Origin of the sequence: Bordetella genomosp. 13 (assembly GCF_002119665.1) — a bacterium.
In the GTDB taxonomy this organism is placed as follows: Bacteria; Pseudomonadota; Gammaproteobacteria; order Burkholderiales; family Burkholderiaceae_B; genus Bordetella.
In genome coordinates, this window is record NZ_CP021111.1 from 1650117 (window position 1) to 1663196 (window position 13080).

The 13080-nt window shown below is 69.1% G+C and carries 11 protein-coding genes and 1 pseudogene; 10 read left to right on the forward strand and 2 right to left on the reverse strand.

Features of this window, described 5'->3' with window-relative positions:
* Nucleotides 1–4 precede the first annotated feature (4 nt).
* Complete coding sequence (locus CAL15_RS07320; protein ID WP_086077970.1) at nucleotides 5–1462, reverse strand: aminotransferase-like domain-containing protein; 1458 nt, start codon at nucleotides 1460–1462, stop codon at nucleotides 5–7.
* 112 nt (nucleotides 1463–1574) lie between these two features.
* Here CAL15_RS07320 and CAL15_RS07325 point away from each other — a divergent pair, with 112 nt between their 5' ends.
* The 6 genes and pseudogenes from CAL15_RS07325 to CAL15_RS07350 all read left to right on the forward strand — a co-directional run bounded on the left by CAL15_RS07325 (nucleotide 1575) and on the right by CAL15_RS07350 (nucleotide 7277).
* A complete protein-coding gene (locus CAL15_RS07325; protein ID WP_232468153.1) occupies nucleotides 1575–2861 on the forward strand; it encodes a hydroxymethylglutaryl-CoA reductase, degradative in 1287 nt (428 codons plus the stop codon).
* Between the two features lie 84 nt (nucleotides 2862–2945).
* Nucleotides 2946–3356 (forward strand): annotated as a pseudogene (locus CAL15_RS07330) (hypothetical protein); the annotation flags it as partial.
* Between the two features lie 167 nt (nucleotides 3357–3523).
* Nucleotides 3524–4912 carry a tripartite tricarboxylate transporter permease gene (locus CAL15_RS07335; protein ID WP_086077972.1) on the forward strand — a complete coding sequence of 463 codons (1389 nt, stop codon included), beginning with the start codon at nucleotides 3524–3526 and terminating at the stop codon, nucleotides 4910–4912.
* A gap of 69 nt (nucleotides 4913–4981) precedes the next feature.
* Nucleotides 4982–5194, forward strand: coding sequence for a ParD-like family protein (locus CAL15_RS07340; protein WP_086077973.1), 213 nt, complete (start codon nucleotides 4982–4984; stop codon nucleotides 5192–5194).
* Nucleotides 5191–5958 (forward strand): type I methionyl aminopeptidase, encoded by a 768-nt coding sequence (gene map / locus CAL15_RS07345; RefSeq protein ID WP_086077974.1) that lies wholly within the window; start codon nucleotides 5191–5193, stop codon nucleotides 5956–5958. The genes CAL15_RS07340 and map overlap by 4 nt, the downstream gene beginning before the upstream one ends.
* 80 nt (nucleotides 5959–6038) lie before the next feature.
* The gene (locus CAL15_RS07350; RefSeq protein WP_086077975.1) at nucleotides 6039–7277 is read left to right on the forward strand and encodes an MFS transporter; all 1239 of its coding nucleotides are present in this window, start codon (nucleotides 6039–6041) and stop codon (nucleotides 7275–7277) included.
* A 26-nt stretch (nucleotides 7278–7303) separates the two neighbouring features.
* Here the strand turns inward: CAL15_RS07350 and CAL15_RS07355 are convergent, their stop codons facing one another.
* Complete coding sequence (locus CAL15_RS07355) at nucleotides 7304–8032, reverse strand: GntR family transcriptional regulator (protein ID WP_086080982.1); 729 nt, start codon at nucleotides 8030–8032, stop codon at nucleotides 7304–7306.
* A 135-nt stretch (nucleotides 8033–8167) separates the two neighbouring features.
* Between CAL15_RS07355 and CAL15_RS07360 the strand changes: the two genes are divergently transcribed.
* From CAL15_RS07360 to CAL15_RS07375, 4 genes are all read left to right on the forward strand, one after another.
* Nucleotides 8168–9541: a class-II fumarase/aspartase family protein gene (locus CAL15_RS07360; RefSeq protein WP_086077976.1), complete on the forward strand. Its 1374-nt coding sequence runs from the start codon at nucleotides 8168–8170 to the stop codon at nucleotides 9539–9541.
* Between the two features lie 85 nt (nucleotides 9542–9626).
* Nucleotides 9627–10640 carry a tripartite tricarboxylate transporter substrate binding protein BugD gene (locus tag CAL15_RS07365; protein WP_086077977.1) on the forward strand — a complete coding sequence of 338 codons (1014 nt, stop codon included), beginning with the start codon at nucleotides 9627–9629 and terminating at the stop codon, nucleotides 10638–10640.
* A 4-nt stretch (nucleotides 10641–10644) separates the two neighbouring features.
* Nucleotides 10645–12036: a class II fumarate hydratase gene (locus CAL15_RS07370; protein ID WP_086077978.1), complete on the forward strand. Its 1392-nt coding sequence runs from the start codon at nucleotides 10645–10647 to the stop codon at nucleotides 12034–12036.
* A 79-nt stretch (nucleotides 12037–12115) separates the two neighbouring features.
* On the forward strand, nucleotides 12116–13045 hold the full coding sequence (locus CAL15_RS07375) for a LysR family transcriptional regulator (RefSeq protein ID WP_086077979.1): 930 nt from the start codon (nucleotides 12116–12118) through the stop codon (nucleotides 13043–13045).
* Nucleotides 13046–13080 lie beyond the last annotated feature (35 nt).

Below are 13080 nucleotides of genomic sequence, written 5' to 3' on the forward strand. Positions count from 1 at the left end.
GGCCCTAGTCTGCCGGTCTCGCGTCCAGATAGGCCGATACACGCGCCTGGAACTGAGGCTCGATGACGGCGCCGACATTGCAGCGCGACCACGGCGAGCGAGCGCCGGAATCGACGCTGAACACCCTGCCCGGCGCCATCATCACCTTCGCCTTCAACAGGCTGGCGGCGAGCGCCAGCGAATCGTCTTCGCCGGGAAAGGCGCACCACAGATACAGCGAACTGGCCGGCCGGGTGAACACCCGCGCGCCCAGGCCGTCCAGTACGTCCAGCGCCTGTGCGGTGGCCTGTTCCAGGCGCTGCCGCAACCGCACCAGGTGGCGCGCGTAGTGACCTTCGCGAAGCATCACGTCCACCATGCGCTCGCTGTACTCGGAGCTGCTGACGTGCACCAGCGCCTTCAGGTCGGCCAGGTCGCTCGCCAGCGCGCCGCCGCAGGCGATGAAGCCCACCCGCAGCGCGGCGGAGAAGGACTTGGAGAAGCTGCCGAGATAGATCACGCGTTCGAGCTGGTCTAGCGCGGCCAGCCGCACCGCGGAGGTCGGCTTGAAGTCGGCCAGCGGATCGTTCTCGACGATGATGAGGTTGTGGCGCTCGGCAAGCTGCAGCAGCTTGTAGGCCTTGGCGGGCGTCAGGTCCGACCCCGTGGGGTTGTGCGCCAGCGATTGCGTGAAGAACAGGCGCGGCCTGTGCCGCCGCAGGCTGGCCTCGAGCGCGGCCATGTCGGGGCCATCCGGCAGCCGCGGCACGGGCACCATCTGCACGCCCGCCAGCTTCAGCTTACCGAACAGCGGGTAGTAGCCCGGATCGTCCACCAGCGCCACGGCGCCCGGCTGCAGGAAATAGCGGATGACGAGGTCCATGGCTTCGTTGGCGCCATGGGTCAGCACCAGCTGCGTGGGCACGGCGTTGATGCCCACGTCGCCCAGCTTGCGCACCAGGCTGTCGCGCAGCGGCCGGTAGCCGAAACGGCCGCCGTAGCGGAACAATGCGCCCAGGCCGGTGCGCGTGACGCGCTGCTGATAACGGTCCATGCGCATGTCGGCCAGCCACTCGACCGGCGGAAACCCGTCGCCGGCCGCCACGGCGTCGGGATGGGTCTTGAGCTGTTCGCGCATCAGCCAGACGATGTCCATGGCGCGGCTCAACTGCCCTGCCTCTTCGTCCTGCGGCTTGCGCGCGCCGGCATCCTGCGCCACGTAGAAGCCCGAGCCGCGCCGCGGCACCACCAGGCCTCTCGCCACCAGGATCTCGAAGGCCACCACCACGGTGTTCTTGGCGTAGCGGTGCAATTGGGCCAGTTCGCGCAATGAGGGAAGCTTGTCGCCGGGACGATAGGCCCCTTCCGCGATCTGCTGGCCGATCAGCTGCGCCAGGCCTTCGGCAATGGGCGCGGGCCGCGCCGGACGCGGATCGACAGGGTTGCCGGGGCGAGGCGCGGACGGCGTTTTCGAGGCGGGCATGGGCGATGGATTGGTGCAGCGCAGCGGTACTGTTTGGCTAAACTGTACCTCTCGGGATTGGTACAGTCTACCTAGAATCTGCCACACGATAACGTTCGAGGAGACACTGCACGTGGCCGATTCCCGCCTTCCCAATTTCCGCAACCTGGCGCCCGCGCAGCGCCTGAGCGCCCTCGCCGCCCAGGCTGGCCTGACCGCCGACGAGCAGGCGCTGCTGTCCCGTCCGGGTGCATTGGAACTCGCGCGCGCCGACGGCATGATCGAGAACGTGATCGGCACCTTCGAACTGCCGCTGGGCGTGGCGGGCAACTTCCAGATCAACGGCCGCGACGTGCTGGTGCCCATGGCAGTGGAAGAGCCTTCCGTGGTGGCCGCGGCCTCGTACATGGCCAAGCTGGCGCGCGGCTGCGGCGGCTTCGAGACCTCGAGCACCCTGCCCCTCATGCGGGCCCAGGTGCAGGTGCTGGGCCTGGGCGATCCGCAGGGCGCGCGGCTGGCCTTGCTGCGCGAGCGCGAACGCATTCTCGAACTCGCCAATGGGCGCGACAAAGTGCTGATCGAGCTGGGCGGCGGCTGCCGCGATATCGAGGTGCACGTCTTTCCCGACACGCCTCGCGGCCCGATGCTGGTGATGCACCTGATCGTGGACGTGCGCGACGCCATGGGCGCCAACACGGTCAACACCATGGCCGAGGCCGTGGCGCCGCTGGTCGAGAGCATCACGGGCGGCCGGGTGCGGCTGCGCATCCTTTCCAATCTGGCGGACCTGCGCCTGGCGCGCGCCCGCGTGCGCCTGACCGCGCAGGCGCTCGATACGCAAGAGCGCAGCGGCGCCGAGATCATCGAAGGCGTGCTGGACGCGTATACGTTCGCCGCGATCGATCCCTATCGCGCGGCCACGCACAACAAGGGCATCATGAACGGCATCGATCCGGTCATCGTGGCGACGGGCAACGACTGGCGCGCGATCGAGGCGGGCGCGCACGCCTATGCCTGCCGCGACGGCCGCTACACCTCGCTGACCCACTGGGAAAAGGACGGCAGCGGCGCACTGGTCGGCACGCTGGAGATGCCCATGCCCGTGGGCCTGGTGGGCGGCGCCACCAAGACCCATCCGCTGGCGCGCCTGGCGTTGAAGCTCCTGGACGTCTCTTCGGCGCAGGAGCTTGGCGAAGTGGCGGTCGCGGTCGGCCTGGCTCAGAATCTGGGCGCCCTGCGGGCCCTGGCCACCGAGGGCATCCAGCGCGGACACATGGCGCTGCATGCCCGCAACATCGCCCTGACCGCCGGCGCGACAGGCGCCGAGGTCGACGCCATCGCGCGGCGCATGGCGCAGGAACACGACGTACGCACCGACCGCGCCCTGGCATTACTGGCGGAGTTGCGGCAGACGGCTTGAGCGGCAGACCGGGCGGGCCGCGCAGGCGCGACCGCCCATTTCGCGACGCCTCGCAGAAGGCGTACGCACAACGAGGAGACAATCATGAAGCACGACAACGGGGCGCCGCAGTGGCGCCTGGCCGAGGTCTGGAACGACACGGTGGATCTGCATCAGCTTGGCCTGGCCATCGTGATCGGCGTAGGCATCAGCGTGACGGCCTTCTTCCTGGCCAGCCGCTGGCTGCGTTCGGTAGTGGCCACGCCCGAGCTGGCGCATGCCTATGCGATGCTGGCGGGCCTTGCCGGCTGCGTCGTCGCGGGCATCATCTGCGCGCGGCGCTTTCCGCCCAAGCGCGTGGTGAACGAGGAAAGCGCGGCCAGCGATCCGGCGTGGCGCAGCGAGGTGCTGGCGGAACTGGCCGCGCAGCCCGGCGGCCTGGGCCGCGCCTCGGACCTGCCGCCCGCCGCCGTGCAGGAACTGCGCGAACTGGGCCTGTATGAATTGTTCGCCGACCCGCATGTGGCGACGCCGTCCGGCGCGCAGCAGGCGGCCGGGGCAACGCCTGGAACGGCCGCGCGCGAAGCGTTAGAGCCTGAGCCGGCCGCGTCTGTGCAGGCCGCACCTGAGCCGGCCGCACCTAAGCCGGCCGCATCCCGCCACGCCACTCCGGAGGCGCTGACATGAGCGATCCCGCTTTCCTCGACACGTTTCTCGTCGCGCTGGCGATGGGCCTGCTGGGCGCGGCGGTGTTCGCCGCCATCGGCCTGGTCAGCGGCACCGACGAGACCACCACGCTGGCGCCGCTGACTTTGCTGGTGGTGCTGCTGGGTGTGCCGCCCGCCGGCGTGTTCACGTTCTTCCTGGCCGGCGCCGTGGCCAAGCACATGACGCACGCCGTGCCCACCGCCCTGCTCGGCATACCGGGCGACACGCTGGCCACGCCGCTGCTGCAGGACGCGAACATGTTGCGGCGGCTGGGCGTGCCCCACATCGCGCTGCGCAAGATGGTGTCCGGCGGCATCGTGGCCGCGTTCGTGGCCGTGCCGCTGGCGGTGCTGTTCGCCGTGCTGCTGGCGCCGTTCGGCGCCGCCATCACGCAGGCCGCGCCGTGGATCTTCCTGGCGGCGGCGGTGCTGATCGCCTACTTCTCGGCCGGCCGCTGGGCGGCGGTGGCCCTGCTCGTTCCATTCGTGGTCGTCATCCTGGCCCTGCAGAGCCTGACCGCCAAGTACGGCGTGAAGCTCAGCATCAGCTACTTCCTGGGCATCGCGATCGGACCGCTCATCGCGGACCTGTTCTCGGTCGGTTCGCCACAGGGACGCGACCGCATGCGGCGCGACCGGATGCGCACCTTCTCGCTGGCCCCGGACGTCAAGGGCTGGTCGGGCTACTTTCCGAATCCGCTCAAAGTGATGGACGCCGCCCAGACCCGCTGGACGCTTGCGACCGCGGCCATCTCCAGCGCCACGTTCGTGTTCAGCCCGGTGGCCATGACGGTGGTGCTGGGCGAACTGGTGGGCTCGCGCGTCAAGCACGCCTATCACCGCCTGACCACCGTGCTGAGCGCGCGCAACGGCGTCACCGAGGCTACCTACGTGGCCGAGGCGCTCATTCCCTTGATTGCGTTCGGCCTGCCGTTGAGCCCCGTCGCGGCCGGCCCCGCCGCCCCGCTGTTCAACGCGCCGCCGCGCTTCACGGTGGATGCCGCCACGGGCCAGACCCACAACCTGCACAATCTGCTGACGCATTGGGAGTTCCTGGGCTACGGCATGCTGGCGGTGCTGCTGGCCGCCGTCGTGTCGTATCCCTTCGCCATGAACTTCGCCCGCCGCGCGGCGTTGTTCGTGTCGCGGCGCGTCAGCCACGAGGCCATCATCGCGACCTTCGTCGGACTCATCATCGTGATCAGCGTGTGGGAAGGACAGCTGCTGGGCCTGCTGGTGATCCTGACCATGGGCCTGTTCGGCGGGCTGCTGTCGCGCCGGTTCGGGTTCAACACCGGGGTGCAGTTCATGGGCTACTACACGGCGGTGCTGAGCGTGCCGGCGTTGGTGAAGCTGATGGGCTGACGGATCGCGCTTGCCCTGCTTCCCGAGGCGAATATATGATTCGTATATGGATCGTATATTGGAAGAAACATGGGCATCGTGAACATCGACGACGAGCTGCACGATCAACTGCGCAAGGCCAGCGTGGTGTCGTGCCGCTCCATCAACGCGCAGGCCGCCTTCTGGATAAGGATCGGCATGCTGTGCGAGATGAATCCCACGCAGAGCTTCAACGAGATCGTCGCCGGCGAAATGCGCGCCGCGGGCGTCAGGGTGCAGCCCTTGAAGGCGGTCTCGGCATGACCAAGCGGCCGGAAGAGATTGCGCTGCTGGCCGAGTCGGGCAAGCTGCTGGCCGAGGTGTTCGGCTATCTCGACCAGTTCAGCCTGGCCGGCATGTCCACCATGCAGGTCAATGATCTGGTCGACGACTACATCGTGAACCAGCTGAACGCCAGGCCGGCCAGCAAGGGGCAATACGGGTTCGCATACGCGCTGAACGCCTCGCGCAACAACGTGGTCTGCCACGGCGTGCCCTCGGCCGCCGACATCCTGCGGGCCGGCGACATCGTCAATTTCGACATCACGCTCGAGAAGAACGGCTACATCGCCGATTCCAGCAAGACCTATCTGGTCGGCCAGGTATCGCCGCTGGCCGAACGGCTGGTGCAGGTCACGTACGAAGCCATGTGGAAAGGCATCGAGGCGGTTCGGCCGGGCGCCCGGCTGGGCGACGTGGGTCATGCCATCGAGCGGCACGCCCGCCGCAACGGCTATACGGTCGTCCGGGAGTATTGCGGGCATGGCATAGGCCGGCAGATGCACGAGCCTCCGCAGGTGATGCACTGGGGCAAGCCAAGTACCGGGCTGATGCTGCGCGAAGGCATGGTGTTCACCATCGAGCCCATGATCAACCAGGGGCGCCATGGCGTGCGCACCGAAGAGGACGGCTGGACCGTCGTCACGCGCGATGGAATGCTGTCGGCGCAGTTCGAGCATACCGTCGCGGTCACGCACAACGGCGTACGCGTATTGACGCTGCGCCCCGAGGAGCGGACGGCGCACTGAGTCCGGCACGGCGCGAGCAGGCATGGAAGTAGAATCGAAGCGCGCCGCTCGGCGCCGCCAAGCTACACCGCCACCGCCCCATGAGCCTCACCACCGAAACGCCGCCCGCGGCGCGCGTGCCGTTTTCCGCCAGCGTGCTGATGGGCATTGCCCAGATCCTCATGTGGGGCGGCTCGTTCTTCCTGCTGTCCGTCCTGGCCGATCCCATCCATCGCGACACCGGTTGGTCGATGGCCTGGATCTACGGCGCCCTCACGCTGGGCGTGCTGGTGTCCGGGTTGCTGTCGCCGCGGGCCAACGTCTACATCGCACGCGGCCAGGGGCGCCAGGTGTTGGTGGCGTCGAGCTGGATCACCGCCGTCGGGCTGTGCGTGGTGGGCGCCGCGCCGAATCTCTGGGTCTTCTTCGCGGGCTGGTGCCTGATCGGGGCCGGCATGGCCGGCGGGCTCTACGACCCGCTGTTCGCCACGCTGGGCGTCATGTATGGGCAGCGCGCGCGCCCCGCCATCAATGCCGTCACGCTGATCGCCGGCTTCACCACGACCGTGATATGGCCCGTGCTGGCGTGGATGGTCGAACCACTGGGATGGCGCGGCACGTGCTGGGCCTATGCGGCGGCCCTGGCCGTCTGCGTGGCGCCGCTGTACGTCAGGGCGCTGCCGAAAAACGATGGCGCGCCGGCCGGGCCGGACGATCCTGCGCGCCAGCCCGCGCGGCCGGCGTCCACGCAGGATGCCGGCGACACCGCGGCCATGCCGGTATCCAAGGGCGCCTATCTGCTCCTGTCGTGGGTCTTCTCCATCGCGGCCATCCTGATGACGGCCGTGTCGGTGCAGATCATCGTGCTGCTGCAGGGCGCGGGCCATTCACAGGCCTCCGCCATTGCATTGGGCGCCCTCATCGGGCCCAGCATGGTGCTGATGCGCATCGTGACCTTCAGCATCAAGGCCCTGCATCCGATATGGATGGCGCTGATCTCCGCCGCCTTCGTCGCGGTGGGATTCTTCGTGATCCTGGTCAGCCCGCAGTTCGCCGCGGTGGGCATCGTCTGCTACGGCATCGGCAATGGCCTGCGCGCCCTCGTGCGCGGCACCCTGCCCCTGGCCCTGCTTCCGCCTGCTTCGCTGGCGCCGGTGATGGGCCGCCTGGCGCGCTCATCGCTGCTGTGCCAGGCGCTGACGCCGCTGGCCTGCGGCGTGCTGATCACGCACGTGGGCACGATGGGCACGATGGTCTGCCTGACGCTGCTGGCCCTGGTCAACCTGGCGCTGACGGTGTGGCTGTATCGGCTGGTCGGCACGGCGCCGCCGGCGCGTTGACGCGTCGTCCGTTTCTTGGCAGCCGCTCACCCCGCCGTACGGTGCAGCCGCATCGAGATGGTCAGGCTGTCCGCCGGATGCAGCGTGATCGACACCACGAAGGCCTCGCCCGCCTCGTCCAGGTAGGCGCGCAGTATCTTCAGCGCGGCCGCACCCGCTTCGATCCCCAGCGCCGCGGCCGCGCGCGCGTCATGCACGGTCGTGGCGCTGACGTCCTGCCGTATCTCGGCGATGCGCCGGCCGTGCCGCGCCTCGATCATGGTGCTGATCAGCGTATCGGGCGACTGGCGCACCAGCTCGCTGACTTCGGAATAGACCGGATCCACGAAGACATCCGTCCATGCCATGGGCGCGTCCTGCCTGCCGCGCTCCATCCGCACGTTGGACACGCGCAGCCAGCGAGTGCCGGGCGGCTGGCCGGCCAGCGCGGCCAGTTCGTCGGGCAAGGCCGCCATCTTGATGGACTGCACCACGCGCAGGTGCTCCACCCCGAACTGCACCAGGTCCTCCACCGTGGACAGCGGCGGCTGGAAAACCGGCCGCGGCCGGGCTGACGCCACGCGCGTCCCCACGTTCTTGCGCCGGGACACCAGGCCCTGATCCTGCATCTGCTGCAGCACGGCCCGGATGGTGTAGCGGCTGGCGCCGTACTGCTCGCAAAGTTCGAACTCGGTGGGCAGCAGTTCGCCCACGGCGTAGCGGCCGCTGGTGATGGCGTCGATCAGGTCGCGCCTGATGTCGTCGGCTTTGGTCATGAGTGCGAAGGCGCGGTGGCCCACTACGGGTTAATACGAATACTGCTTATATGTTCGAACATATTTAATAAATATGTTCGAACATATCAAGGCACTTGTTCGGACATGTTGCCACACCTCGCACAAAGGCCGCCCATGTCTTCCACGCCCCCCTTCGCCAGCACTGTCGTCGACTCCATCCTGTATCGCGATGCCTTCGGCACACAGGCCATGCGCGATGTCTTCGCCGACGTATCGCTGATCCAGCGCTACATCGACGTGGAAGTGGCGCTGGCGCGGGCCCAGGGCCGCATGGGGGTCATCCCCGCCGAGGCCGCCAGCGCCATCGCGCGCGAGGCGCGCATCGACCGCATCGATTTCGAGCACATGCGCGAAGAGACCGACGTCGTCGGCTATCCCATCCTGCCGCTGGTGCACCAGTTGGTGGACATGTGCGGCGAGGCCGGCCGATACGTGCACTGGGGCGCCACGACGCAGGACATCATGGATACCGCGGTGGCGCTGCAGGTGCGCGATGCGCTGGATCTGGTCGAGGCCGACGTGCGCGCGCTGCGCGGCATCCTTGCGGACCTGGCCGCCAGGTACCGCGACACGCCCATGGCCGGCCGCACTCACCTGCAGCAGGCGCTGCCCATCACCTTCGGCTACAAGGCCGCCATCTGGCTGGCCATGTTCGATCGTCATCAAGAGCGGTTGGCGCAGCTGCGGCCGCGCGTGGCCGTGGTGGAATTCGCGGGCGCCGCGGGCACGCTGGCTTCGCTGGGCGACCAGGGTTTCGCGGTGCAGGAGGCGCTGGCCGCCGAACTGGGACTGGGCGTGCCGGACACCACCTGGCACGTGGCGCGCGACGGCTTCGCCGAGGCCGTGAACCTGCTGGCGCTGATCACCGGCTCGCTGGGCAAGATCGCGCTGGACATCATGATCATGGCGTCCACCGAGTTCGCCGAGGTGTACGAACCCTTCGTCAAGGGCCGCGGCGCCAGCAGCACCATGCCGCAGAAGCGCAACCCCATCTCCAGCGAACTGATGCTGGCCGCATCCAAGGCGGTACGCCAGCACGCCGGGCTGATGGTCGATGCGATGGTGCAGGACTTCGAACGCGCCACCGGTCCCTGGCACGCGGAATGGATCGCCATTCCCGAGAGCTTCATCCTGACCGCCGGCGCGCTGCACCAGGCGCGCTTCGCGCTGGGCGGGCTGATCGTGGACGAGGCCCGCATGAAGCACAACCTGGGCATCTCGCAAGGCCTGATCGTGGCCGAGGCCGTGATGATGGGCATGGCGCCGCACATCGGCCGCCAGCAGGCCCACGACGTGGTCTACGACGCGTGCCGCCACGTGAACGAGCAAGGCGGCACGCTGGCCGACGCCCTGTGCGCCCTGCCCGCCGTGACCGCCCATTTCGACCGCGCGGCCGTCGAGCGCATGACCGACCCCGCCAACTATCTCGGCCTAGCGCCCGCCATGGTGGACCGCGCCCTCGAGCGCTCGCGCCGGCGGGATCAATGAAGCGCCCCTTCTTTCCGCATCCCGGCCGCTGAATCCGGCCGGCACAACCCTGGATAACAACGACATCAACCCGAGGAGACTACACATGAACCGCCATATCCGCCTGGCGCTGGCCGGCGCCGCGCGAGCCGCCGCACTGGCCGCAACGCTGACAGCCGCACTGACAGCTACCTTGCCCGCCCACGCGCAGGACTACCCCACCCGCGCAGTGACGTGGATCGTGCCGTTCGCCGCGGGCGGCCCCACCGACGCCCTGGCGCGCACGATCGCCGAGCGCGTCTCGCGCGAACTGGGGCAGTCGATCATCATCGAGAACGCGGCAGGCGCCGGCGGCACCGTGGGCACGACCAAGGCGTCGCGCGCCACCCCCGACGGCTACACGATGCTGGTGGGCCACATGGGCTACATGGGCGCCGCGCCCGCGCTGTACAAGAAGCTGTCGTATGACCCGGTGAAGGACTTCGCGCCGGTGTTCCGCTTTCCCGACACCCCCATGGTGCTGATGGTGCGCGCCGACCACCCGGTCAAGAACGTGCGCGAACTGGTGGAATATGGCCGGGCCAATCCCGACAAGCTCTTCATCGCCAACGCGGGCGTGGGATCGACGTCGCACCTGATCGGCGCGCTGTTCGCCGCGTCGGCCGGCATGAAGGTGACGCTGGTGCCGTACAAGGGCGCGGGCCCCGCGCTGATCGACGTCATCGGCGGACGCGCGGACGGCATGTTCGACCAGACCAACACCGCGCTGCCGCAGATCACGCAGGCCAAGGTGCACGCGCTGGCCATTACCTCGGCCAAGCGGGTGGACCAGCTGAAGGACGTGCCGACGCTGGCCGAGACGGTCCTGCCCGGCTTCGAGGCCGCGACCTGGTATGGCATCTACGCGCCCAAGGGCACGCCGCAGGCCGCGCTGGACCGCATGCAGCAGGCCTACCTGGCCGCGATGAAGGACCAGGCCTTCACCTCGAAACTGACGGAACAGGCCATCCAGCTGCTGCCCGCCGAAGAATACACGGGACAGGCGCTGGGCCGCCATACCGAGTCCGAGGTGGCGCGCTGGAAGGAAGTCGCCGCCAAGGCCAACATCTCGCTGGATTGACCGCATGGACGCGCATCGCACCGAGCACGACGCATTCGGCCCGGTTTCCATACCCGCCGACCGCTACTGGGGCGCCCAGACGCAGCGCGCCCTCGCCTTGTTCGACATGGGCGACGAGCGCCTGCCCGTAGCTTTGACACGCGCGTTCGGGCTGCACAAGCAGGCGGCGGCGCGCGCCAACATGCGATGCGGCGCGCTGGCTCCCGAGCTGGGCCGATGGATCGAGGCCGCGGCGCAGGAACTGCGCGCGGGACGCTTCGATGCGCACTTCCCCCTGCCCGTCTGGCAGACGGGCTCGGGCACGCAGACCAACATGAACGCGAACGAGGTCATCGCAAATCGCGCCAACGAGCTGGCCGGCGAACCGCTGGGCACGCGCCGTCCGGTGCATCCCAACGACCACGTCAACGCGTCGCAGTCGTCCAACGACAGCTTTCCCACCGTGATGCAGCTGGTGGCCGCGCTGGAGGTGCGCGACCGGCTGGCTCCCGCGCTGGAACGGTTGCAGGCCGCGCTGGAGGAGCGCGCCGCCGCGTTCGCGGGCGTGCTGAAGATCGCCCGCACGCACCTGATGGACGCGGTGCCCACGACGCTGGGCCGTGCGTTCGAAGGCTACGCGGTGCAGGTGCGCCACGGCCTTGCCAGGGTGCGGACGCCGCTGCCTCGTCTGCTGCAGCTGCCGCAGGGCGGCACCGCGGCCGGCACGGGACTGAACGCGCCGGAGGGATTCGCCGCCGCGTTCTGCGTAGAGCTGTCGGCGCTTACCGGCCTGGCCTTCGTGCCGCATGCCTGCAAAGTCGAGGGCATGGCCGCGCACGACACCCTGGTCGAACTCTCGGCACAGCTGAGCGTGGTGGCCGTGTCGCTGACGAAGATCGCGAACGACCTGCGCTGGATGGGCTCGGGGCCGTACAGCGGGCTGGGCGAGATACGGATACCGGACGATGGGCTGACCTCTTCCATCATGCCCGGCAAGCGCAATCCCACCATCGCGGAAGCCCTGGTGCAGGCCTGCATGCAGGTGGCGGGCAATCATGCCGTGGTCACGCTGGCCGGCGCCTCGGGCAGCTTCGAGCTGAACGTGGCCAAGCCCGTGCTGATCCACAACGTGCTGCAGTCGATACGGCTCTTGGCCGATGGGGCGCGACTGTTCGCCACGCGGCTCGTCGCCGGCATCGAACCCGAACCCGAGCGCCTGGCGCAACAGCTGTCGCATCCGCTGCTGGCCGTGACGGCGCTGAACCCGGTGCTGGGCTATGACGGCGTCGCACGCATCACGCGCGAGGCGCTGGAGCGCGGCATCACGCCGCGCGAGGCCGCGATCTCGCTCGGCCTGTTGAGCGGGCCGGAGTTCGACAGACTGGTCGATCCCAGGCGCCTGGCCGCGGCCGACTGAGCGACGACGCGATCGCCGCGGGCCGGCGCGCGGTCGCCATGCGGCTACTATCCGCATAATCGTCCCCACCCATCCCGCCATGGAACTACGCCAGCTGCGCTATTTCGTTCGCGTTGCCGAGCTCGGCAGCATCGGCCGCGCCGCACGCGACCTGGGCGTGGTCGGCTCGGCGCTCAGCCAGCAGATCAGCCGCCTGGAAAGCGAACTGGCCACGCGGCTGCTGACGCGCACGCCCACCGGCGTGGTGCCCACGACCGCGGGCACGGCCTTTCTGCGCCAGGCGCGGCTGACCCTGCGCCATGCCGACCAGGCGGTGGCCGCCGCGCGCGAGACCCGGCTGTCGGGCATGGTCAGCATCGGCTTCGCGCCCACCACGGCCTCGGTGCTGGCCCGGCCTTTCCACGCCGCCATGGCGCAGCGCTATCCCAACGTGCGGCTGCACCTGGTGGAGGGCCTGTCGGGCAACCTGGGCGACCTGCTGAACGGGCGCAGCCTCGACCTGGCCGTGCTGTTCCAGAACGACAGCGGCCACCAGGGCCGCAGCGCCATCCCGGTGCTGGACGAGAAGCTCTTTCTGCTGGCGCGGCGCGGCCTGTTCGGGCTGCCCGACGGCGAACCGGCCAGCGTGGCGCAGTTGGCGCCGCTGCCGCTGGCGGTCACCAGCAAGGCCCATGGCCTGCGCGCCTGGGTGGAGGCAGCCTTTGAACGTGCCGGCCTGGAACCCTGGATCGCCATCGAAGTCGACGGCATGACCACGCTGATGGACATCGTGCAGGCCAACGCCATGGCCACCATCCAGCCGGGCGCGGCGGTGGCGCGGGTGCAGCCGGGCCTGCTCACCATGCATCCCATCGACGACCCCTTCCTGTACCGCCGCAACATGGTCGCCTGCCTGAACGACGACGAGCTGTCGCCGGCCGCGCTGGCGGCGCGCGTGGTGCTGCTGGACGTGATGCGCGGACTGGTTCGCCATGGGGGCTGGCCGGGCGCGACCCTTCTCGATCCGTGAGGCCCTCATGCCGGTTGCCCGGGTAGGCGCGCCGG